The sequence below is a fragment of the Streptomyces sp. NBC_00239 genome (genome assembly GCF_036194065.1).
Lineage (GTDB): Bacteria > Actinomycetota > Actinomycetes > Streptomycetales > Streptomycetaceae > Streptomyces.
On sequence record NZ_CP108095.1, the window covers coordinates 5,006,948 to 5,030,448 of the forward strand.

General features: G+C 74.1%; 15 protein-coding genes. 7 read left to right on the forward strand and 8 right to left on the reverse strand.

Annotation, left to right across the window (positions count from 1 at the left end; all coding sequences use genetic code 11):
* Positions 1 to 1,467 carry an LCP family protein gene (locus OG764_RS22110; protein ID WP_328970153.1) on the reverse strand — a complete coding sequence of 489 codons (1,467 nt, stop codon included), beginning with the start codon at positions 1,465 to 1,467 and terminating at the stop codon, positions 1 to 3.
* Positions 1,468 to 1,623: 156 nt separating this feature from the next.
* On the opposite strand from OG764_RS22110, the gene OG764_RS22115 reads away from it, so the two are divergent.
* On the forward strand, positions 1,624 to 2,673 hold the full coding sequence (locus tag OG764_RS22115) for a glycosyltransferase family 2 protein (protein ID WP_328970154.1): 1,050 nt from the start codon (positions 1,624 to 1,626) through the stop codon (positions 2,671 to 2,673).
* 107 nt (positions 2,674 to 2,780) lie between these two features.
* Here the strand turns inward: OG764_RS22115 and OG764_RS22120 are convergent, their stop codons facing one another.
* The 4 genes from OG764_RS22120 to OG764_RS22135 all read right to left on the reverse strand — a co-directional run bounded on the left by OG764_RS22120 (position 2,781) and on the right by OG764_RS22135 (position 9,500).
* Positions 2,781 to 4,556, reverse strand: a complete 1,776-nt coding sequence (locus OG764_RS22120; protein ID WP_328970155.1) for an LCP family protein — start codon at positions 4,554 to 4,556, stop codon at positions 2,781 to 2,783.
* A 201-nt stretch (positions 4,557 to 4,757) separates the two neighbouring features.
* Positions 4,758 to 6,515, reverse strand: coding sequence for an LCP family protein (locus OG764_RS22125; protein ID WP_328970156.1), 1,758 nt, complete (start codon positions 6,513 to 6,515; stop codon positions 4,758 to 4,760).
* A 222-nt stretch (positions 6,516 to 6,737) separates the two neighbouring features.
* On the reverse strand, positions 6,738 to 7,907 hold the full coding sequence (locus tag OG764_RS22130; RefSeq protein ID WP_328970157.1) for an LCP family protein: 1,170 nt from the start codon (positions 7,905 to 7,907) through the stop codon (positions 6,738 to 6,740).
* Positions 7,908 to 8,750: 843 nt separating this feature from the next.
* Positions 8,751 to 9,500, reverse strand: coding sequence for a TIGR03089 family protein (locus tag OG764_RS22135; RefSeq protein WP_328970158.1), 750 nt, complete (start codon positions 9,498 to 9,500; stop codon positions 8,751 to 8,753).
* Positions 9,501 to 9,649: 149 nt separating this feature from the next.
* Between OG764_RS22135 and OG764_RS22140 the strand changes: the two genes are divergently transcribed.
* The 3 genes from OG764_RS22140 (at position 9,650) to OG764_RS22150 (ending at position 13,587) form a co-directional block, all read left to right on the forward strand.
* A complete protein-coding gene (locus OG764_RS22140) occupies positions 9,650 to 11,122 on the forward strand; it encodes a peptidoglycan recognition protein family protein (RefSeq protein ID WP_328970159.1) in 1,473 nt (490 codons plus the stop codon).
* Positions 11,123 to 11,198: 76 nt separating this feature from the next.
* Complete coding sequence (locus tag OG764_RS22145) at positions 11,199 to 12,320, forward strand: NDP-sugar synthase (RefSeq protein WP_328970160.1); 1,122 nt, start codon at positions 11,199 to 11,201, stop codon at positions 12,318 to 12,320.
* A gap of 259 nt (positions 12,321 to 12,579) precedes the next feature.
* Positions 12,580 to 13,587, forward strand: coding sequence for a DNA-3-methyladenine glycosylase family protein (locus OG764_RS22150; RefSeq protein WP_328970161.1), 1,008 nt, complete (start codon positions 12,580 to 12,582; stop codon positions 13,585 to 13,587).
* Positions 13,588 to 13,817: 230 nt separating this feature from the next.
* On the opposite strand, the gene OG764_RS22155 is transcribed toward OG764_RS22150, so the two are convergent.
* The 3 genes from OG764_RS22155 to OG764_RS22165 all read right to left on the reverse strand — a co-directional run bounded on the left by OG764_RS22155 (position 13,818) and on the right by OG764_RS22165 (position 16,780).
* Entirely contained in the window at positions 13,818 to 15,098 is a 1,281-nt protein-coding gene (locus OG764_RS22155; RefSeq protein WP_328973118.1) for a coenzyme F420-0:L-glutamate ligase, read from the reverse strand.
* Between the two features lie 122 nt (positions 15,099 to 15,220).
* The gene (gene cofD, locus OG764_RS22160) at positions 15,221 to 16,180 is read right to left on the reverse strand and encodes a 2-phospho-L-lactate transferase (protein ID WP_328970162.1); all 960 of its coding nucleotides are present in this window, start codon (positions 16,178 to 16,180) and stop codon (positions 15,221 to 15,223) included.
* A 72-nt stretch (positions 16,181 to 16,252) separates the two neighbouring features.
* A complete protein-coding gene (locus OG764_RS22165; protein WP_328970163.1) occupies positions 16,253 to 16,780 on the reverse strand; it encodes a cysteine dioxygenase in 528 nt (175 codons plus the stop codon).
* A 657-nt stretch (positions 16,781 to 17,437) separates the two neighbouring features.
* On the opposite strand from OG764_RS22165, the gene OG764_RS22170 reads away from it, so the two are divergent.
* The 3 genes from OG764_RS22170 to OG764_RS22180 all read left to right on the forward strand — a co-directional run bounded on the left by OG764_RS22170 (position 17,438) and on the right by OG764_RS22180 (position 23,354).
* Complete coding sequence (locus OG764_RS22170) at positions 17,438 to 17,701, forward strand: WhiB family transcriptional regulator (RefSeq protein ID WP_226734470.1); 264 nt, start codon at positions 17,438 to 17,440, stop codon at positions 17,699 to 17,701.
* Between the two features lie 311 nt (positions 17,702 to 18,012).
* Entirely contained in the window at positions 18,013 to 21,861 is a 3,849-nt protein-coding gene (locus OG764_RS22175) for a glycosyltransferase family 2 protein (RefSeq protein WP_328970164.1), read from the forward strand.
* Positions 21,858 to 23,354 carry a DUF5719 family protein gene (locus tag OG764_RS22180; protein ID WP_328970165.1) on the forward strand — a complete coding sequence of 499 codons (1,497 nt, stop codon included), beginning with the start codon at positions 21,858 to 21,860 and terminating at the stop codon, positions 23,352 to 23,354. Before OG764_RS22175 ends, OG764_RS22180 begins: the two co-directional genes overlap by 4 nt.
* Positions 23,355 to 23,501 lie beyond the last annotated feature (147 nt).

Sequence of the window (23,501 nt, forward strand, 5' to 3'; positions counted from 1 at the left end):
TCAGCCGGCCCCGCAGGTCACCTGGTCGCCGGTGACGACCCCGAATTCGCCCTGGTAGGGGTCCTCCGCCTGCACCCGGACGACCTTGCGGTACTCCGAGCCGGCCGTCACCCGCAGGGTCGGCCCCAGCCCCGCCACCGCCCGCAGCTCCGAGCCCGGCAGGGCCGCGGCCAGGGTCCGCGCCGAGCGGTCCCAGCGCGGGTCGTACGCCACCACCGTGCGCCGCACGTCCCGGCTCGCCCCGGCGCTCGGAGCCTGCGAGGTGAGGAAGCCGGTGGCCCGCAGCGCCTTGTCGACCCGGCCGCCGAGCCCGTCGATCCGGGTGCCGTTCTCGACGTGCACCCGGATCTGCTGCGGTGCCACGTCCACCAGGACGGCGGGCTCGGTGCGCTTGGGCCGGGCCGGCGCGAGCGGCTTGTCGTCGCGCAGCGCCTCGAACAGCCGGGCCGCCTTCGGCCCGTCCCAGCGCACCACCGAACCCAGCCGCGGCACCCGGGAGCCGCCCGCGGCGATCGGCACCGACGCGAACTCCGACGACGACGGGGTGAACTCCCGCATCGCCTGCCCGAGCGCGAGCATCTGCTCCGACCCGAAGTTCTTGTCGGCCCGCACCGACCCCAGCAGGGTCGAGCTGACCTCCTTGAACTTGACCGGGTTGAGCAGCACCCCGCTGGTCGTCGCCTGCTTGACCAGCGCCGCCAGGAAGCGCTGCTGGCGCTGCATCCGCCCCAGGTCCGCGGCCCCGTCGATGTGCCGGGACCGTACGTACTGCAAGGCCTGCCCGCCGGTCAGCTTGTGGGTGCCGGGCAGCAGGTCCAGGCCCGTGTACGAGTCGCGCATCGCCTTGGCCGTGCAGATCTCGACCCCGCCCATCGCGTCGACCGTCTTCATGAAGCTGGTGAAGTCGACCTCCAGGTAGTGGTCGATCTTCACCCGGGTCATGTTCTCGACGGTCCGCACGGTCAGGTTGGGCCCGCCCTCCGCGTAGGCCGCGTTCAGCTTCACCGGGTGCGGCCCGTGGTGCCTGCCGCTGGACTGCTCGGTGTGCGCGGGCACCTCGGCGTAGCTGTCCCGCGGCAGGCTGACCACGCTGGCCCGCTCCCGGTCCGCGGAGACGTGCACCAGCATGATCGTGTCGGTGCAGTGGCAGGGGGTGCCGCCGAGCCGGTACTCCCGCTTGTCGTCCCGGTCGATCTTGTCGCGGCCGTCGGTGCCGACGAGCAGGAAGTTCAGGCCGTGCCCCGCCTGCGGCCGGTTCTTCATGTCCTTGAACGGGTCGACCCGTTCGATCCCGGTGTCCAGGCCCGTCATCACGGCGTGGCCGACCGCCCCCGAGCCGAGCACGGCCATCGCCAGCCCGGCCGCCAGCCGCACCCCCCAGCGCGGCCGGTCGCCGCGCCGGGCCGGACCGCCGCGCCGGGGGTGTCGCGGCGGCCGGGGAGTGGGGGAGCGGTGCGGGTGGGGCACGGGGGACACCTCCGCGGGCGGCAGGGAGACGGCGGGGAGATTCGTCAGAACAGTAGGTCCATACGATCGGGGCCCGCCGGTCCCGCTCCTCCGGCGCGCACCGGTGTCCCCCGTACGCGGTAACGTGACACCGCTACCGACCTTGTGAAGGACCCCATGCCCACCCAGCAGCCCGCAGTCTCGGTGATCATGCCGGTGCTCAACGAGGAGCGCCACCTGCGCGACTCCGTCCACCACATCCTCGCCCAGGAGTACGCCGGCGAGATGGAGGTGGTGATCGCCCTCGGCCCCTCCACGGACCGCACCGACGAGATCGCCGCCGAGCTCGTGCGCGAGACCGCGGCGCACGGACGCGCGCGCGTCCACACCGTGCCGAACCCCACCGGCCGCACCCCCGCCGCCCTGAACGCCGCCATCAAGGCGTCCCGCCACCCGATCGTGGTGCGCGTCGACGGGCACGGCATGCTCTCCCCGGACTACATCGCCACCGCCGTGCGCCTCCTGGAGGAGACCGGCGCGCAGAACGTCGGCGGCATCATGCACGCCGAGGGCGAGAACGCCTGGGAGGACGCCGTCGCCGCGGCCATGACCTCGAAGATCGGCGTCGGCAACGCGGCCTTCCACACCGGCGGCCAGGCCGGCCCCGCCGAGACCGTCTACCTGGGCGTGTTCCGGCGCGAGGCGCTGGAGCAGCAGGACGGCTACAACGTGGAGTTCATCCGCGCCCAGGACTGGGAGCTGAACTTCCGGATCCGCGAGGCCGGCGGGCTCATCTGGTTCTCGCCCGAGCTGAAGGTCCAGTACCGGCCGCGGCCGAGCGTGCGCGCCCTGGCCAAGCAGTACAAGGACTACGGCCGTTGGCGGCACGTGGTGGCGCGCTACCACCGCGGCTCCATCAACCTGCGCTACCTGGCCCCGCCGACCGCCGTGGTGGCGATCGCGGCCGGCCTGGTCGCCGGTGCGCTGGTCACCCCCTGGGCGCTGCTCGTGCCCGGCGGCTACCTCGCGGCCATCACGGCCGGCTCCGTCCCGGCCGGCAAGGGACTCCCGCTGAAGGCCCGGCTGCAGATCCCGGTCGCCCTGGCGACCATGCACATGTGCTGGGGCTACGGCTTCCTGACCAGCCCGCGCTCGCTCGCCCGCAAGGTCATCGCCTCCCGGCGGCCGTCGGTGCGCACCGCGGACGCGACCGCCGACGCGCGCTAGCCGCCCGTGTGCGCAGACACACGAAGGGCCCGACCCCCCAGCCTCGCCCGCGTTCTCGGCGAGGCTGGGGGTCGGGCCCGTACACGTCGTGCACGCACGGCCGGCCGCTACCAGGTGAAGCCCTTCTGGACCTCCATGCAGGCTCCGCTGTCGTCGCCGTTGAGCGGGCGCGCCGAGTCGGGCGCCACGGTCGGCGGGGGTTCGGCCGCGGCCCCGGTCGCGGATCCCGGCGCGGCCGGCCGGTCGCCGGTGCGCCAGTCCTTGCCGACGAACAGGGTCACCCCGGACACGTCCGTGGAGCGCTGCACGGCGGTCGCCGGCAGCCCGAGGGCGGTGGCCACGGCCAGCGCGTCGCCGGCCTGGTCGAGGCCCGCGTAACGGATCACGGTGGTGTCCTCGGCTGCCTCCTGGCCGTCGGCGAGCGCCTTGGTGAAGCCCTTGCCGTTCAGCAGCGCGGCCACGGCGTCGGCACGGCCCTGGGTCTTCGCCTCGCCCTGCTTGCCGGCGGTGGCGTTGCGGACCATCACGGGGATCCGGTCGGGCGACGCGGCCGGGTCGGTGACCGCGGACGCGGTGGGCGTCGGCGTCGGAGCGGGCTTGGCGGTGGCGCCCTTCGCCGGGCCCTTGCCGTCGAGCGGGATGTCGTCGCGGACCATCGCGAAGAGCTTCTGGGCGTCGCCCTCCTTGGGCTCCACCTTGCCCTCCAGCCGGTCGCTGTAGACCCACGGCATGGTGGTCATGGTGATCCGGCCGGTGGGGACCTTCTTGAGCTCCATGCTGAGGTCGAAGAGCTTGTCGATCCGGTCCAGACCGGAGTCGACGACCATGGCGCCGATGGCGGCCTCGGCCAGGCTGTGCAGCTTCAGCGGGTTGCGCAGGTTCGCGTTCGCGCGGAACTCCCGCGCCATCGAGTTCATGTACATGTGCTGGGCGTGGGTGCGGGCGAGGTCGGTGCCGTCCTCGAAGCCGTACCGGGTCCGCAGCCACTGGAGGGCCTGCACCCCCTGGATCTTGGTCTCGCCCTTGGTGAGCTTGAGGCCCGAGCCGTGGCCCTCGCTGTCGCGCGAGAAGACGTTGTCCTGGACGCAGACCGGGACGCCGCCGATGGCGTCGGCCATCGACACCACGCCCTTGAAGTCGATCATCATGAAGTGGTCGATCGGGATGCCGGTGAGCTCCTGCCAGGTGGCCACCGTGCAGCCGGGTCCGCCGCGCCCGAGCGACTCGTTCGTCAGGCGGTAGCCGGCGGTCGCCTCGTACACCTTGCCGTCGGTGTCGGTGCACTTGGGCAGCTTGAGCAGGGTGTCGCGCGGCATGCTGATGACGGACATGTTGCTGCGGTCGGCCGAGACGTGCACCAGCATCTGTACGTCGGCCAGCGGGGTGCCGCCGAAGGTGTCGCGGGCGCCGCCGAGGTCCTGGTTGGCCTTGTCGTCGCGGGCGTCGGAGCCGATCAGCAGGATGTTCAGCGGGACTTGGCCGAAGGCGTTCGGCCGCGAGGCGCCCAGCTTGCCGTCGCCGAGGTTCAGCGCGTCCGTCTGGATGCCGTCGTTGAGGTGGCGGTAGTACAGGTAGCCGGCGCCGGCCGTGGCCAGCACCAGGAAGGCGAGGCCGGTGGATATCCAGCGCAGCACCCGGCGCGGGCCGCGGCGGCGGGTACGGGCCCGGCCGCGGGGGCCGGAGGGGCCGCCGGGGCCGCCCGTACGGCCGGGGGAGCGCCGGCGGGTGCCGGCACCGGGACGGCCCGTGCCGGCGGCTTTGCCACGGCCGCCGTCGCGGCCGCCGGCTATCGCCGCGGACGCGTCGGCGCCCGCGTCCGCGCCCGCTATGCCGTCAGGCGCCTCCGTGGACGCACCCTCCCCCCGCACGCTGCTCTGCCTCACCCGTTCCCCCCTGATCGTCCTGCTGTGTCAGGAATTGTGCCGGTCGCCGCGGTCGCGGTCCGGCCTTGACTGCCAACTGCCTCGCACGGCCGCCCACTTCGCGACGCTCCGCGCTTCCCCGCACCCGCACGCGACTGCGTACCGCCGCACGCTACGTCCCGTTCCTGTGCGCCGGTCCCCGCCGCCGCGCGCGGGTTCCCGCTACTTCTGGCAGACCTGCTCGTCGGCGGCGACCCGCTGGATCCCCTCGGGCGCCGTCGTCGGAGCCGTCAGCGAGACCCCGGCCTGCTTGAAGTCCTCGCCCAGGGTCAGCTTCATCGGCGTCCGCGGGGCCGCGTCCGCCGCGCCCTGCTTCAGCGCGGTCGCGGGCAGCCCCATCATGTCCGCGAGGGCGCGCGCCTGGTCGGCCTGGTTCGGGGCGAACTCCAGCGTGGTCTTCTTCAGCTTCGCCGGCGCGTTGCCGAGGTTGCTCGCCTTGTCGACGCCCTTGCTGTTCTGCAGCCAGATCAGCGTGGTCCCCGCCGAGCCCTGCGGGCCGCCACCGTTGTACACATCCACTCTGACGTCGGATGCGGCGGCTCGGTTGCCTTGCAGCAGCGCCTCCTGTGCGGCGGCCTTGGCGTCCTTGGCCGCCTTCTCCTGCTGCTTCACCTCGGTGAGGGAGGTGTCCGCCTTGATCATCTCGAACAGCTGCGGGGCCTTGGTCTCGTCGACGACGACCGTGATGTGCTTCTTGCCCTCGCGTGGATTGTCCTTCACGGGCAGCGTGGTGAAGGTGATGTTCTTGGGGTTGACGGACTTCAGCTCGGTGCCGAGCTTCATCAGCTTGTCGAGCTTCCCTATCCCCGTGTCGACGGTCAGCGCCTCGGTGGCCGCCTCGGCCAGGGAGAAGAGCTTCTTGGGGTTGGTCAGCGTGTCCTTCGACTTCATCTGGCGGATCATCGAGCTGAGGAAGGCCTGCTGGGTCTTGATCCGGTCGAGGTCGCTCCCGGTGCCGAAGGCGTAGCGGGCTCGTACGAAGGCGAGCGCCTGCTCGCCCTCCAGCCGGTGGTCGCCCTTGGTCAGCTTGAGCTTCGACTTCTCGTCGTCCACGTCCCTGCCCAGGCAGACGGGGACGCCGCCCACCGCCGAACTGAGCGTCTTGACCGCGTTGAAGTCGGCCATCATGAAGTGGTCGACCGGGATGCCGGTGATCTGGGTGACCGCGCGCATCGTGCAGCCCGGGTCGCGGCCCGCCTGGCCGAGGCTGGTGTTGAAGCGCACGTAGGTCGTGCCCGGGATCGTCTTCACGGAACCGTCGGGCTGCTTGGTCGGGCAGTCCGGGATGTCCGTCATCAGGTCGCGGGGGATGGACATCGCGGTGGCGTTCGTCCGGTCCTTGGAGACGTGGAAGAGGATCGTGGTGTCGGCGTGGCCGACGCTCTCCTTGTCGCCGTAGCTCTCGTTGCCCGTACCCGTGCGCTTGTCGGTGCCGATGACCAGGATGTTGAACGCCTGGTCCGACTTGAAGCCGCCGGTGCCCGCGCCGGCCACGTCGGTGGTCTTCAGGTTGTCGTTCAGGTGCTGGTAGTAGAGGTAGCCGCCCACCGAGGCGGCGACCAGCACGAAGGCCACCGAGCCGCCGACGATGGCGAGGACCTTCTTGCCGCGCGGCTTCTCCTGCTTGCGCTTGCGCGCACCGCGGCGGCCGCCGGGCGGCGGACCGTCACCGCGCCGCGGCCCGGGGACGCCCGGAGACGTGCGGGACGGGCGGGCGGCCGGGACGGTGCCGGGGGGAGCGGAGTCGGCGGGCGCCGCCGCTCTACGGGACCGGGAGGCCGCCTGCTGGGTCACCCGGGGCGCCGTTGGCTGCCCTGCGGAGTGGTCCAGTCGCAGTTCGTAGTTGCCGGTGTGAGGGTTGAGGACCCACTGGTCTGCGGGGTCGATTTCTTCCGCCCGCCCACGGCCTTGCGCATCCACGGTTGCTTGAGTCCTCCGTCGGTGCCACACGAAGCGCCTCCCCCCAGGCGCTCGGTCATCGGTCCGGCAGTGCACGACCGCGATGTGGCGGTCGGGGCACCGGATCGCTCACCTTATCCGCCTACTTCGACTTCAAACCATGCTGGTGACAAACTCCACTGCCCTTATAACCGGGCAAACGGCGCATCCCGCTGCGTGAGACGTCTCGCTTTTTGGATTGCTTTACCGGCAGGTCGCCGCATCGGCCGTGGTGCCCGTGAAAGTGGGGGCCGGCGTGGGGGCTCCGGCGGACGTCGCCGCCGGTCGGGACGGGTCCGCCGCGGCCTGGACCACGGCCACCGGCCGGTCCATGCGCAGCCGTTGGAACAGCCGTGCCGCGTCCGGTTCGAGCAGTTGGTCCCGGTTCGGGTTGGCGGTGTACGGCTGCCGGGGCGCGGTCAGGAACTGCACGCTCTCCACCGGGATGCCGCGCATGCTGCGGACCAGGTCGTACAGGCCGCGCAGGGATGCCAGCCCGGGGTCGGTCGTGACGGCGGAGGTCGCCGCGTCAAGCAGCGGGTACAGCCGCGCCGGATTCAGCAGCACCCCGTTGCTCTGCACCTTCTTCACCAGCGAGGCGAGGAACTGTTGCTGGCGCGCCATCCGTTCGGTGTCGCTGCCGTTGCCGAGGCTGTAGCGGGCCCGGACGAAGCCCAGCGCCTGCTCGCCGCGGAGGGTCTGGCGGCCGGCCGGCAGCCGCAGCTTCGCCTCGGGGTCGTTCACCGGCCGGTCGAGGCAGACCTCCACACCGCCGACGGCGTCGACCACCTTCTTGAAGCCCTGGAAGTCGACCACCATGTGGTGGTCGACGCGGATCCCGGTCATCTTCTCGACCGTACGGATCGTGCACGCGGCGCCGCCGAACTGGAACGCCCAGTTGAACTGCGCGAACTGCTCGCCCGTACGGCTCCCGCCGGTCCGGCGGCAGGGCGGGATCGCGGTCATCAGGTCCCGCGGTATCGACACCGCCGTCGCGCTCTTCCGGTCGGCCGCCAGGTGCAGCAGGATCGTGGTGTCCGAGCGCTGGGTGCCCGAGTCCTGGCCGTAGCGGCTGTTGCCCTCGCCGGCGCGCGAGTCCGAGCCGATCAGCAGGATGTTCTGCGCGCCCCGCACGGTCAGCGCCGGGCGATCCGTCCCGTACCGCTCCAGTTCGGTGGCCGCGGTGGTGTCGGCCTTGATGTTGCCGTCGAGCTTCCGGTACAGCCACCAGCCGAGGCCGGCGCCGGCCAGCACCAGCAGCACCATCCCGAGGCCGATCCAGCGCAGCACCCGGTGCCGCCGCCCCCGTGCCGGGGGCTCCGGTATGCCGCCGGCCGGCCCTTCCGGGTCCTGTCCGCCTGCCCTGTCCGTCACGGCTGCGTCATCCCCTTCACGGCGTCGACGACGGCCGCCGGATCCCGACTGCGACCTCCGTCGATCATCCATCGGAGCTACCCGGCGGGCTCGGGGGCACCCCCCCAAACTCCGCCATGCGAGTGACCCACCCCTACACCACAAGGGTGCCCCCGCCGACCCCCGGGGCGAAACCGCCCTCCCCGGCGTTTGAGTCGGCCCTCGGCCTGAGCGCCCCCGTCCGGCCTCGTGGGTGCCCGAGGGGCCACCCCCAGCCTCGCGGGCTGACCGTGGCGCATCCTTCAGCCCCGACGGCCGCCCCGGGGTCGACCTCCGGCCCCGCCGGTGCCGTGAGGGAACTCCCAGCCTCGCCGGTGCCCGGGGCGAAATCAGCCCCTCCGGCGTTTGAGGAGCGGGTCCGGGCGGGCCCGGCAACCCCTTGCGGGATAGCAGCCCCTCCGGCGTTTGAGGAGCGGGTCCGGGCGGAGCGCGGTGCCCGGCGCCAGCCGGGTTGGTCTTGGGGCTCCGCCCCAAACCCCGCGCCTCAAACGCCGGCGAGGCTGGGAACTCCACCCCCGGGCGTCGGCGAGCCTGCGGTGGGCCCCGCCCAGGCCCGCCTCAAACGCCGGCGAGGCTGAAGTCGCGCCCCGCAGCGCCGCCAGGCCTGGAGGTCGTGCCCAGCGAGCCGTGCCGGGGGCGCCGCCAAGGCGAGAGGTTGCCCGCGAGGGCGTCGGCCGGGGGCGCCGCCAAGGCTGGAGGTCGCGCCCCAGCGCGCCGTGCCGGGGGCGCGGCAAGGCGGGAGGTTGCCCGCCAGGGTGTCGGCCGGGGGCGCCGGTCAGGCGGCGGGGACCGACCCGGGAGGGGTCAGGCCGTGTGGGTGACGCGTTCGCTCTCGACCCGCGCCGCAAGCCCCGCCTCCGGCAACCGGTCCAGGTTCCGGCAGAGCACCACCGACCCGCCGACGGCCAGCGGCGCGAACAGCCCGGCCGACAGGCCCTCCCAGGTGTCCCAGCCCTGCCCGGTCAGCACCCGGGCCTCCGCCCCCAGCCCCAGGGCCCCCGCATCCCGCCGCCCCCGCTCCACCAGCTCCGCCCAGGTGAACGCGGCCCCGGCCACGGTCAGACCGGGCTGCGCCGGATCCACCGGCGCGAACGGCGCGAACCGGTCGCCCTGCCCCGGCACCTCCACCGCGTAGTCCGCGTATCCGGCCGGCGGCTGCGGGAAGCGGCCGCCCAGTGGCCGCAGCGCCAGCGCCACCCGCTCGCCGGAGCAGGCCAGCCCCGCCTCCAGCGTGTCCGGGCCGCTCACGACCAGGTCCGCGTCGGCCGGGTCCCCGCCCACGTCGGCGACCACGCCGACCGACGCGCAGGCCAGCAGCCACACCGCGCTCTGCCAGTGCGCGGGCAGCAGCAGGGCGAGCCGGTCGCCGGGTCCGGCGGCCAGGTCGCCCTGGAGGAGGTTGGCGGTCTTGGCCACCCAATTGGCGAAGGTGGCCACGGACAATTCCACGCGCTCGCCCGTGGCGTCGTCGTAGAAGGTGACCAGCGGGCGGGCCGGATCCGAGGCGAGCGCGGATCGCAGCAGGTCGGCAGGGGTGCGGTCGTTGGCATTCACCCGGCACAGCGTACGCGGGCGCCGCCCGGCCCCTCGCCCGTACGGCCGCCGCGCCGGTGGGCCGTACGGGGGACCGTGACGGCGTGTCACCAAACGGCCCGTCAGTTCTCCGATGGCGGACCGCCGCGCGTGTGCCCAGCATCCTGTCTATGCGTGGATTCCTTGCTTCCTCGATCGGCGTCGCGACCGCGGCCGCACTGGCCCTCCCGCTCGCGCTCCCCACTCCGTCCCAGGCGGCGGCCGCCCCGGTGGCCCCCGCCGGCTCCACCCAGTCGCTGCCGCTGGTCCCGCTGGGCCCGGTGGCCGGCCGGGCGGCGCGCGTGCCCGGCACGTGGGCCGCACCACGCGCTCCCGAGGCGCAGGGGCTGGCGGCCCGCGAGGTGAAGACCTTCTCGATGGTCGGGGTGGTCTGGGACGACGCGGCCACCGAGCTCCACGGCCGGGTCCAGGTCCGTACCCGTTCCGCCCGTACCGCCGCCTGGTCCGACTGGCAGGACGTGGAGACCCACAACTTGGAGCACGCCGCCGACCCCGACGCGGCCGAGCGCGCCTCGGGCCGGGTCCGCGGCAGCACCGCGCCGCTGTGGGTGGGCGAGTCCGACGGGATCGAGGTCCGGGTCCAGGCCGAGCCCGGCGTCGGCGACCGTGCCGGCGGCCCCACGACCGTCCACCACCTGCCCTCCGGCATGCGCATCGAGCTCGTCGACCCCGGCGACCGGACCCGTACGCCCGCCGAGGACGCCAAGGGCCGCGGTGACACCTGGGCAGGCGGGGGCGGCTGGGGCTCCTGGGCATACGGGGACGGCGACGACGGAGACGACGGAGACGGGGACGGCGACGACAAGGGCACGACCCCCCTGCTCCCGGGCATGAGCATGGCCGCCGCCGAGGCCTCGTACGCCAACGTGCCGCTGGCCCCCCTCGGCGCCACCGAGATCACCGCCCAGAACAAGGCCGACTCCACCGCCGACGCGAACGTCCTGCTCGACGAGCAGCTCAGCCCCGGCGCCCGCCCGTACATCGGCCCCCGCCCGCGCATCGTCACCCGCCGCGGCTGGGGCGCCGACGAGTCCCTGCGCGAGTCCGGCTTCGTGTACACGAACACGATCAAGGCGGCGTTCGTGCACCACAGCGCCTCCGGCAACAACTACGAGTGCAGCGAGGCCCCGGCCGTGCTCCGCAGCCTCTACCGCTACCACGTGGTCAGCAGCGGCTGGCGTGACTTCGGCTACAACTTCGCCGTCGACAAGTGCGGAAACGTCTACGAGGGCCGCGCGGGCGGCGTGGCCAAGGCGGTGCTCGGCGCGCACACCATGGGCTTCAACGGCAACAGCATGGGCGTCGCCGTCCTCGGCTCGTACACAAACACCAACCCGCCCGCCGCCGCCGTCGACGCGGTCGCCCGGCTCACCGCCTGGAAGCTGGGCCTGTACGGGGCCAACCCGCTCGCCAAGACCACCCTGAAGTCCGGCGGCGGCAACCTCTACGCGAAGGGCAGCAACGTCAGCATGAACGTCATCTCCGGACACCGCGACGGCTTCGCCACCGAATGCCCCGGCCGCAAGCTCTACGGCAAACTCGGCAGCACCCGCACCACCTCCGCCCGCTTGCAGGGCAGGTGACGCACGGGCCCGACCGAGGCTCTGCCTAGACTGGCGCACCATCCATCCGTGGCGCGGCAGGAAGCAGAGAAACACCTTGAGCTCGACGGAACCGACGACCCCGACCCCGAAGGCCCCCACCGAGGCGATCCTCCTCGTGGGCGGCAAAGGGACGCGGCTGCGCCCGCTCACGGTGAACACGCCGAAGCCGATGGTCCCGGCGGCGGGCGTGCCGTTCCTCACCCACCAGCTGGCCCGGGCCCGGGCGGCGGGCGTCGAACACATCGTCCTCGCCACGTCCTACCTGGCCGAGGTCTTCGAGCCGCACTTCGGCGACGGCTCGGCGCTCGGCCTGCACCTGGAGTACGTCACCGAGGAGGAGCCCCTCGGCACGGGAGGCGCCATCCGCAACGTCGCCTCCCGGCTCCGGTCCGGCCCCGACGACCCGGTCCTGATCTTCAACGGCGACATCCTCACCGGCCTGGACATCGAGGCCCTCCTCGACGTGCACCGCTCCTCCGGCGCGGACGTCTCCCTGCACCTGTCCCGCGTGGAGGACCCGCGCGCCTTCGGCCTCGTGCCGACGGACGCCTCGGGCCGGGTCACCGCCTTCCTGGAGAAGCCGCAGACCCCCGAGGAGATCGTCACCGACCAGATCAACGCGGGCGCGTACGTGTTCCGCCGCTCGGTCATCGACACCATCCCGGCGGGCCGCCCGGTCTCCGTGGAACGCGAGACCTTCCCCGCCCTGCTGGCGGCCGGCGCGCACCTCCAGGGGATGGTCGACTCCACCTACTGGCTGGACCTCGGCACCCCGCAGGCCTTCGTCCGCGGCTCCGCCGACCTGGTCCTGGGCCGCGCCCCGTCCCCGGCGGTACCGGGCCCGCGCGGCGAGTCCCTGGTCCTGGAAGGCGCCGCGGTCGCCGCCGACGCCGAGCTGTCCGGCGGCACGGTGGTCTCCCCCGGAGCGGTGATCGGCGCCGGCGCCCGCATCCACGGCAGCGCGATCCTCGCGGGCGCGGTCGTAGAGGCCGGCGCGCAGATCACCGACTCGTACGTGGGCCCGCAGGCACGCGTGGGCGCCCGTACGTCCCTGACCTCGGCGGTCGTGGGCGACAGCGCGCACATCGGCTCCGACAACGAACTCTCGGCAGGCGCCCGCATCTGGTGCGACGCCCGCCTCCCGGCCTGCACGGTCCGCTTCTCGTCGGACCAGTAGGAGACCGAACGGCCCCGCCGGCGCGCATTGCCGCCTTCCAGCCCGCCGGCGCGCCCCGCCGCCTTCCAGCCCGCCGGCGCGCGCCACCGCCTTCCAGCCTCGCCGGCGTTTGAGGCGCGGGGGAGCGGGGGCGGAGCCCCCGGAGCGGGGCCCGGGGCTGCAAGCCCCGGTTTCGGGAAGGGGCGGGGAGGGGAACGGCCCCGCAGGGCCACGGCCGCAGGGCTACGGCCCCGCAGGGCCACGGCGCTACCCTCAAAGGATGGCCGCCCGCTTCGATCCCCTCACCCGCACCGCGGTCCGCGGCGGCCGCACCGCCGTCCCCAACGGCGTCCCCCACCCGGCGGGCGCCGGGTCGAAGACCCGGCGCTGGACCCCGCCCGGCCCCACCGACCTCGGCCTCGTCCTCGGCCCCCTGCGCCGCGGCCCCGCCGACCCCACCTTCCGCACCACCCCCGACGGCTCCATCTGGCGCGCCTCCCGCACCCCGCAGGGCCCCGGCACCCTACGGGTCGCCGCAACCGGCGCGGGCGGCGCCGACATCGAGGCCGAAGCCTGGGGCCCGGGCGCCGACTGGCTGCTGGACACCCTCCCCGCCCTGCTCGGCGCGGCCGACGACCCGGCCGCCTTCGTCCCCCGCCACCGCCTCGTCCACGCCTCGCACCGCCGCCGCCCGGGCCTGCGGCTGACCCGTACCGGCCTGGTGCTCGAATCCCTGATCCCCGTGATCCTGGAGCAGAAGGTCACCGCCGACGAGGCCTACCGAGCCTGGCGCCGCCTGGTCCGCCAGTACGGCGCTCCCGCCCCCGGCCCCGCCCACCTCGGCCTGTACGTCATGCCCGAGCCCCGCACCTGGTCCGCGATCCCGTCCTGGGACTGGCACAAGGCGGGCGTCGACTCGAAGCGCTCGGCGACCGTCCTGCGCGCCGTCCGCGTCGCGGCCCGCCTCGAAGAGGCGGCCCACCTGCCGCTCGCCGAGGCCGCGGCCCGCCTGGAACTCATCCCCGGCATCGGCCCCTGGACCTCCGCCGAAACCCTCCAGCGCAGCAACGGCGCCCCGGACGCCGTCACCACCGGCGACCTCCACCTGCCCGGCATCATCGGCTTCGCCCTCACCGGCAACCGCGACGCCGACGACGCCGACATGCTGACGCTCCTGGCCCCGTACGAGGGCCAGCGCCACCGCGCCGCCCGCCTCATCCTCCTCGCCGGCCACACCCCGCCCCGCCGCCACCCCCGCATGCCCCGAGGCGACATCGGCCGCCTCTGACCCCGCCGGTCCACCGCGCGGAAGCAGCAGAGGAGCGCCGCCGCCATCGGCGTCGAACGGTCCCGGAGGAACCGGACGGGCCCGCGGGTGCTGCCGCCCGGACTGTGCGACGGCGGCCCGCGCGGCCTGCTCGGTGGTCGGCGGTACCAGCAGTACGGAACGGGCCGGTGCCCCCTGCGGATCCGCAGGGGGCACCGGCCCGTTCGGTGCTTCGGTGGTGTTCCGATCCGTCAGCGGACCTCGATGAAGTCGTCCGCGTGGCGGGCCGGGCGGTCGCGGGGCGGCTCCGCCGGGTGGCCCACCGCCACCGCGCCCATCGGGTCCCACGTGTCCGGGAGGTCCAGGACCTTGCGGACCACGTCGCGGCAGAACATCGTCGAGGAGACCCAGGCCGAGCCCAGGCGCTCCCCGGCCAGGGCGACCAGGAAGTTCTGGACGCCCGCGCCCGCCGCCACCACGAACATCTCGCGCTCTGCGGCGTCCCGGCGCGCGTGCCCGTAGTCGTGCGCGCCGTCCATGACCAGGCAGGGGACCACCAGGTACGGGGCGCCCCGCAGGACGTCGCCGCGGCGGACCCGCTTGGCGATGGACTCGGGAGACTTGCCGTCCCGTTCGAGGTCGGCGATCCACGCGTCGCGCATCGCGTCCAACAACTCCGTACGGGCGGCCGCCGATTCCAGGAGGACGAAGCGCCACGGGGTGGTGTGGTGCGGGGCCGGGGCGGTGATCGCCGCGGCCACCGCGCGGCGGACCGCGCCCGGGTCCACCGGTTCGGCGGTGAAGGCGCGGACCGTGCGCCGCAGGGTCACCGCCTCACGGACCGCCTCCGAGGTGCCCAGCCGGAACATGTCGTCGGCGGGGGAGCGCACCAGGTCGCGGGCCGCGCCCTCGCCGATGGCGTGCGGCAGGCCGCGGACCACCGCGACCGGCAGGCCGCCCGCCTTGCCCTTCACCAGGTCGCCGGCGGCGGCGAGTTCGTCGGCCGTCGCAACCACGGTCGCGCTCAGTTCGTTGCCGTGCGCGTCGGTGCCGCCGCGCAGGTCCTCCAGGACCTGTACGCCGGCCGCGCCGATGGCTACGTCCGTGAGCCCGTTGCGCCACGGCCGCCCGAAGGTGTCCGTGACCACGACCCCGACGTCCACGCCCAGGAGTGCCCGCAGGCCGTCCCGGATGCCGCGAGCCGAGGCGTCCGGGTCCTCCGGCAGCAGCAGGACCGTGCCCGGCTCGGTGTTCGAGGCGTCCACCCCGGCCGCGGCCATCACCAGGCCCTGCCGGTTCTCGACGATCCGCAGGGTGCCGCGCCGGGCGACGACGCGTACGGTCTCGGCGTCTATGGCCTCCTCGCGCGAGGCGGCGGCCAGGATCCGGCCCTCCGCCTTCGACACGATCTTCGAGGTGACGAGGAGGATGTCGCCGTCGGCCAGCCCGCCGGGCCCGGCGGCCGCCGCCGCGATCAGCGCGGCCAGGTCGTCCCCGGCGCGGACCTCCGGCAGCCCCGCCAGCGCCCACACCTCGTACGAGGGACCCGGCGCCGCCCACGGCGCGTAGGCGGGCCGCGGTACGGGCGAACCCGTAGGGGTCCGCGGTACGGGCGGACCCGTGGGTACCGAGGCCCCCGCCCGGTCGGTTCCCGTCACCGGGAGGCCTCGGCGAGTTCCAGCGCCGCGCGGGCCATCGCGGCCGTCGCCTCGGTGTCCGTCATCATCAGCGGCACCGCGCGGCAGCCGATCCCGGCCGCCTCGACGGCTTCGACGGCCGCCGCGTCCGAGGTGTCGACGAGCCAGCCGTCCAGGAGCCCGGTGCCGTAGTGGAGGGCGACCGCGGCGGCCGTGGACTCGACGCCCACCGCCGCCAGCACCTTGTCGGCCATGCCGCGCACCGGCGCGCCGCCCACGATGGGGGACAGGCCCACCACCGGTGCGGCCGCTTCGGCGACGGCCTCGCGGATGCCGGGCACGGCGAGGATGGTGCCGACCGACACGACCGGGTTCGACGGCGGGAAGAGGATGACGTCCGCGGCGGCGATCGCCTCCAGGACACCGGGCGCGGGCTTGGCCTGCTCGGCGCCGACCGGGACCACGGCCTGCGCGTCCACCGCGGCGCGCATCTTGACCCAGTACTCCTGGAAGTGGACGACCTTCCGCTCACCCGAGTCCGGGTCCTCGATCGCGACGTGGGTCTCGACCCGGTCGTCGGACATGGGCAGCAGCCGGACGCCAGGCTGCCAGCGGTCGCACAGGGCCTCGGTGACGGCGCTGAGCGGGTAGCCCGCCGAAAGCATCTGGGTGCGGACGATGTGGGTGGCGAAGTCGCGGTCGCCGAGGCCGAACCAGGACGGCCCGACCCCGTAGGCGGCGAGCTCCTCCTTGACGGTGAAGGACTCGTCGGTGCGGCCCCAGCCCTGGTCCTCGTTGATGCCACCGCCGAGGGTGTACATCACCGTGTCCAGATCGGGGCACACCTTCAGCCCGAACAGGTGAATGTCGTCACCGGTGTTGCCGATGACCGTGATGTCCGCGTCGGGCACGGCGGACTTGAGTCCGCGGAGGAAGCGGGCGCCGCCGATACCGCCGGCCAGAACAACAATGCGCATGCACCGAAGTGTGTCAGGAGGTGCGGACGTTCCGGTGGCCCGGGGGCAGGGGTCCCGGGACGGGGGTCGGAGTCAGGAGCGGACGGCCGGGGCGGCGGCGAGTCCGGTGGCCGTGCCGTACGCCGTACGGGTGGCCGCGCCGGCGTGCATCGGCATCTGCGTCAGCCCCGGGTAGTAGACGTGCAGGCTGACGGCCGGTTCGAGGGAGTCGTTGACGATCTCGTGGACGTGACCGGGGGCGAGGACCCGCTCGGATCCCGCGCCCAGTGCGAGGCGCCCGCGCTGGTTGCGCTCCGTCAGGCCGCCCTGGAGGACGGTCATCACGGCGGCCGAGTCCCCGTGGTCGTGCAGGCCGCTGCCCTGGCCGGGGACCCAGCTGAGCAGCCAGACCTCGTAGCCGGGGCCGGTGCGCAGCCGGTGGTACCAGCGGGTCGTGGCGTCGTACTCGACCAGGTGCTCCCACTCCGCGCGGTTCTCCGCGAGGGAGCGGGCGAGGCCGACGAACTCGGCCACGGTGGTGGGGTGCTCCTTGGCGGGTTGCAGGAGGTGCTGCACCTCGAGGATGTCGCCGGCGATCTGGAGGTCGTTGTCGCTGTTCATGCGGAGGGTGTCCTCGACGTATGCCTGGACGTGTGTCAGGCGTGCGGATCAGGTCGGTTGCTGCGCGCGGGGCGCGGACTCCGCGGTGCGGAATCGGTGCTGGAGCTCTGGAGGCATCAACAGCTGTGACAGCAACAGCGGACCTGAGCAGCGCAGTGGAACCCACGAACGGGGGTTCCGGAGTGCGCTGCGGTCGCTGACATGTGAACAAGGAGACCGTCCCGAGGGGACGACTGTCAACCCAATGTCCGGTTTGAGGGAAAACTTTCACCTCATCCGGTTACCGTGTCCGGAGAAAGGTTTGTGCACGTCTTGTCCGGGGAGGTGCGCCCCACCAGGCCTGCGCGCACCACGTCATGTCGTGACCGGACTGTGATCCATGCCGCTTCTCGCGACATACCGCAACAGGTTCCCCGCGCGATGCGTCCGTTACGGGTGAGGTTGCCGCGCCGGAGGGTGCGCGTGGCATGTGTCACGATTTTTGGCGATATGAACACTTTCTGTATACGCTTGGTTCCGCAGAGTGAATAAGGGGCCCAATAGCAGATCTCGGCTTGACTGCCCCGGATCCGCACACTTGTAATTTCACTCGTGTCGTTCGACCGCATTGGGTGACGGCATCAGCACGGGGACGCAAAAGACAGACGAGGGGCGCACATGACCGAGCTGTTTCAGGAACTGCTGGTCGAGGAGGCGGACGAGGAGGCCGGGTGGCAGGAGCGCGCACTGTGCGCTCAGACCGACCCCGAGTCCTTCTTTCCCGAGAAGGGCGGCTCCACCCGCGAGGCCAAGAAGGTCTGCCTCGCCTGTGAGGTCCGCTCCGAATGCCTTGAGTACGCCCTTGCCAACGACGAGCGGTTCGGAATCTGGGGCGGCCTGTCCGAACGCGAGCGCCGACGACTGAAGAAGGCCGCCGTCTGAAGCCCCGCCGGCCGATAGCCGGGACCGGACCAGGCGCCGGACCGGGCACCGGAACCAGCGGAGCCACAGGCAGAACAACAATCGGAACAACAAGCGGAACGACAAGCGGAACAGCAAACGGAGCGACAAGCGGAGCAACAGGCCCAGAGCGCACCAGAGCAAGACAGAGCGATACGAGAGCAAACGGTCCGCCTCCTGCCCCTTCCCCGCAGGAGGCGGACCGCTGTGTTCGCAGCCGTTAGTGTGGGGCGCTGTCCAGCAGCCTCCGGGGCACCTCCCCCCGGATCCCCGGCCGGAGGGCCCGTACCGCGATGTCCGTGCACAGCCACTCGACGGCCTCCTATGAGCCGGCCGCCGCAGCCCCCGAGTTCCCACGGCATGTCGTCACCGCCGTACTCGTCGCCCACGACGGGGCCCGCTGGCTGCCCCAGGCCCTCGCCGGCCTCCTCGGCCAGGAACGCCCCGTGCAGAACTGGGTCGCCGCCGACACCGGCAGCGCCGACGACTCCGCCCGGCTGCTCGCCGAATCCCTCGGCGACGACCGGGTCCTGCACCTCGCCCGGCGCACCGGCTTCGGCGCCGCCGTCGACGAGGCCGTCCGCAGCACCGGCGTCCTCACCCCCGAAGACCTCCCGTACCTGAAGCGGCCCAGTGGCTGGGACCCCGTCAGCCGCACCTGGCGCGACGACGCGTACGACCTCCCCGAACTCCCGCACGGCGAGCCCGTCCAGTGGCTCTGGCTGCTGCACGACGACTGCGCGCCCGAGCCCGACGCCCTCACCGAACTGCTGCGCGTCGCCGACGAGAACCCCGAGGCCGCCGTCGTCGGCCCCAAGCTCCGCGGCTGGTACGACCGCAAACAGCTCCTCGAAGTCGGCGTCACCATCGCCCGCAGCGGCCGCCGCTGGACCGGCCTCGACCGCCGCGAACAGGACCAGGGCCAGCACGACCAGGTCCGCCCGGTCCTCTCCGTCTCCACCGCCGGCATGCTCGTCCGCCGCGACGTCTACGAGCAGCTCGGCGGCTTCGACCGCCGGCTGCCCCTCATGCGCGACGACACCGACCTGTGCTGGCGCGCCCACTCCGCCGGCCACACCGTCCTCGTCGCCCCCGACGCCGTACTGCGCCACGCCGAGGCCGCCGCCCGCGAACGCCGCCCCATCGACTGCGCCGGCCGATCCGTCGCAGGCGCCCACCGCGTCGACAAGGCCGGCGCCGTCCACACCCTGCTCGTCAACACCCCCGCCGCCGGACTCCCGTACGTGCTGCTGCGGCTGCTGCTCGGCACCGTCCTGCGGACCCTCGCCTACCTCGTCGGCAAGGCGCCCGGCCAGGCCGTCGACGAGGTCAGCGGCCTCGTCCGGACCCTGCTGCGGCCCGGCCGGATCCTCGCCGCCCGCCGCCGGCGCGGCCGCGCCGCCGTCCCCGCCAAGGAGATGCGGCCGCTGTTCCCGCCGCCCGGCGCCACCCTGCGCGCCACCGTCGAACAGATCGCCGGATACCTCGGCGCGGGCGACGACGGCGAAGCCGGAAACGCCGGCCGGCACGGCGGATCCGTCGAATCCGGACCCGGCGGCGACGACGCCGACTTCCTGGAGATCGAACAGTTCGCGCGCCTCAAGCGGATCGCCCGCAAACCCGCGCCCGTCCTCTTCGGCCTCCTCCTCGCCGTCTCCCTCGTCGCCTGCCGCGCCCTGCTCTCCGGCGGCTCCCTCACCGGCGGCGCACTGCTGCCCGCACCCGCAGGCGCCGCCACCCTGTGGGGCTCCTACCTCGGCGAATGGCACGCCGTCGGCACCGGCGGCACCGCCACCGCGCCCCCCTACCTCGCGGTGCTCGCCGCCCTGTCCTCGCTGCTCCTCGGCTCCACCCAGACCGCCCTGACCCTGCTCCTGGTCTGCTCGGTGCCGCTCGCCGGACTCGCCGCCTACTTCGCCTCCCGCCCGCTCGTCGAGTCCCGGCTGCTGCGCGCCTGGGCCGCCGTCGCGTACGCCTTCCTGCCCGCCGTCACCGGCGCCCTCGCCGGCGGCCGCCTCGGCACCGCCGTCCTCGCGATCCTGCTCCCGCTGACGGCCCGCGCGGCCGTCGCCGCGTACGGCTTCGGCAGCGCCGACAACGCCAAGGGCAGCTGGCGCGCCACCTGGACGTACGCCCTGCTGCTCACCCTCGCGACGGCCTTCACCCCCGTCGTCTGGCCGGCGGCCGTGCTGCTCGGGCTCGGCGCGCTCGCCGTCCACCGCAGCGCCCTCAAGACCTACGGCTCCCGCTTCCTCGCGAGCACCGCCACCCCGCTGCTCGTCCTCGCCCCCTGGTCGCTCACCCTGCTGAGCAGCCCCGGCGCCTTCCTGCGCGAAGCCGGCCTGCCCTACGGCGAAGGCGCCGCGACCGCGCTCGACCTGCTCGGCATCAGCCCCGGCGGCCCCCGCACCGCGGGCGGTCTGCTGCTCATCGGGATCCTGCTCGCCGCCCTCGCCGCCCTGCTGCGCGGCGAACGACGGTTCGCGATCCGGGCCGCCTGGGCCGCCGCCCTCACCGGGCTGGCCCTCGCCGTCCTCCTCAACCGCTCCCACTGGGCCGGCCCCGCCACCCTCCTCTACGGCCTCGCCCTGCTCGCCGCCGCCGTCCTCGGCGCCGACGGCGCCCGCGAACGCGTCGCCGCCCAGAGCTTCGGCTGGCGGCAGCCGCTGGCCGCCCTCATCGCGCTGGCCGCCGCGGCCGCCCCGCTGATCGGCGCCGCAGGCTGGATGATCAGCGGCGCCGACGGCCCGCTGGAGCGCCGCGACCCCGTCCAGGTACCCGCCTTCGTCGCCGAGATGAGCGGCTCCCGCGACCAGCCGCGCACCCTCGTCCTCGTCGGCGACTCGCCCGCGCAGGTCTCGTACACCCTGGTCCGCGGCTCCGGCGGGCGCCTCGGCGACGCCGAACTCAGTGCCGCCAACGGCGCCGACCCGCGCCTGGACAAGGTGGTCGCCAACCTCGTCGCCGGCTCCGGCGCCGACCAGAGCGACCAGCTCGGCGCGTACGCGATCCGCTACGTCCTCCTCAAGGACGGCGCCCCGCAGCAGATGGGCCGCGTCCTGAACGCCACCCCGGGCCTGACCCGCCTCAGCAAGCTCGACGGCATCTCCCTGTGGGAGGTCAAGGGCCAGGTCGCCCGCGCCGTCATCCGGTCCGGCAAGCCCGGCGAGGACCCGATCCCCGTCGCCGCCGGCGCGGTCGAGGCGCACACCGACATCCCCGCGGGCCCGGCCGGCCGCGTCCTGCGCATCGCCGACACCGCCGCCGACGGCTGGCGGGCCACCCTCGACGGCAAGGCGCTCCCGAAGAAGACCGTCGACGGCTGGGCGCAGGGCTTCGAACTCCCCGCCGCCGGCGGACGCCTGGACCTCGCCTACGAGGACTCGGCGGCCACCACCGGCTGGCACTGGGCCCAGGGCTCCCTCGCCGTGCTGCTGCTCGTCATGGCCCTGCCCGGCCGCCGCCGCGAACTCGACGACGACCTGCCCGACGAGGAGGCCGCGGTGCCCGACCGGCCGGTGGACGGCGAAGGCCGCCGCGCCCGCCGGCTGCGCGCCGAAGCCGCCGAGACCGCCGCCGCAGCAGCGGGCGCGGGCACCGAGTCCGCGCACGGCGAGCAGGCCGACCCGTACGCGGTGCCCGCCGACGACGGGGGCGGCCCCGACGCCCCGTACCCCGCGGTGCCCGCCCAGCCCGACTACGGCCAGTGGGACACCCCGTCCTACGCCGATGCCCCGGCCGGCGACCCCTACGGGCAGCCCGGATACGGACAGCAGGGCGACCCCGGCCCCCAGCCCGGCGGGTACGACCCGCAGGGCGCCGGCCACGGCCACCAGGACACCGGGTACGACGGCGGCACCGGAGGCGGGTACGACCCGCAGGCCGGCTACGCCCCCGGGCCCGGCTACCCGACCCCGCAGGACTACGACGCCCAGGGCGGCCACCAGCCCGGCTACGAATCGCACGGCGCCCCGTACGACCCGGGCTACGAGGACGGTACGCATCCCCGGTCGGCGGCGGGCTACCCGCCCGAGCAGGGCGGGTTCCGGCAGCCGCACCCGCAGCAGCCCCACCCGTACCCGTACGACGACGACCCCTACGGCCAGGACGACCGGCGTCCCGACGGGAGCAACCAGCAGTGAAGCGCCCACCCCTGACCCTGGCGGCCGTGGCCGCGGCCCTCGCCGCCGTCACCGGCATCGCCGCGTTCACCGCCCCCGGCACCCCCGCCGACGGCGCCGGGTCGGCGGCGGCCGCCCGGCTGCCCGTCGAACGCTCCACCCTGGTGTGCCCCGTACCCAGCGGCTCGGACGTCGCCGAGACCGCGTACACCGCCTTCACCCCCGGCGGCCCGGACCAGGCAGCCCCGGCCGCCTCCGCGAAGGGCGGCGGCGCGGCCCTGGTGACCGCCGTCAAGAAGCCCAGGGCCCTCCTCACCGTCAAGGAGCCCGGCAAGCCCGTCGCGGCCACCGCCTCGGGCGCCGAGGCACCCGCCCTCACCGGATCCGCCGACGGCGTCCTCGCCCCCGGCTGGACCGCCCAGCAGACCACGACCGTGCCCGTCGGCTCGGCCCGCGGCCTCCTCGGCACCAGCTGCTCCGCCCCTGACACGGACTTCTGGTTCCCCGGCGCCGGCACGGCCAAGAACCGGCAGGACTACCTGCACCTCACCAACCCCGACGAGGACACCGCCGCCGTCGTCGACATCGAGCTCTACGGCCCGGACGGCGCGGTCAAGTCCGAGTCCACCGGCACCGACGGCTTCAAGGTGCCGCCCCGCACCTCGCTCTCCGTGTCGCTCGCCACGCTCACCCCGACGCCCGTCGCCGGCCTCACCGCCCACGTCACCACCCGCAGCGGCCGGGTCGGCGCCACCGTGCAGGTCCAGGAGGACGGCGCCGGCGCCGACTGGCTGCCCGCCGCCGCGGACGCCGCCCCCTCCCTGGTGCTCCCGGGCATCCCCGCCGACGCCACCTCCGTGCAGCTCGTCGTCTTCGCCCCCGGCGAGGACGACGCCGACCTCACGCTGAAACTGGCCGGACCGACCGGCTCCATCACCCCGGCCGGACACGAGACCCTCCACGTCAAGTCCGGGATGACCACCACCGTGGACCTCAAGGACGTCACCCGCGGCGAGCCCGGCTCGCTGCTCCTCGCCCCTGCCGACGCCCGGCACCGCACGCCCGTCGTGGCCGCCCTGCGCGTCACCCGCGGCACCGGCGCGAAGCAGGAACTGGCCCTGATCCCGGCCGCCGCCCCGGTCGGCGCCCGCGCCACGGTGGCCGACAACCGGGCCGCCGGCGTCACCCTCTCGCTCACCGCCCCGGCCGCGGACGCCACCGTCAAGGTCACGGCCTCACCGGGCACCGGCGGCGGCTCGGCGGCCACCAAGACGTACACCGTCAAGGCCGGCACCACGCAGGCCGTGAAGCCGCCGGTACCCGCCGGACTGAAGGGGTCGTACGCGCTCACCGTCGAGACCGTCTCGGGCGGGCCCGTGCACGCGGCGCGCACGCTGATGCTGCCCCACGACGACGGGGTCCTGATGTTCACCGTGCAGACCCTGCAGGACGACCACGGCACCGTCGCCGTACCCCGGGCCACCCAGGACCTGTCGGTACTCGGCCGCCGCTGACCCGTACGGGCAGCCCCCTCCCCTGCCCTCGGGTGCCGGGGAGGGAAACCCCGTACCCCGGCGGTGCGTCTGAGACCCGGGTACGGAACCCCCGTACCCCGGCGATGCGCCTGCCGCCCGGGTACGGAACCCCCGTACCCCGGCCGT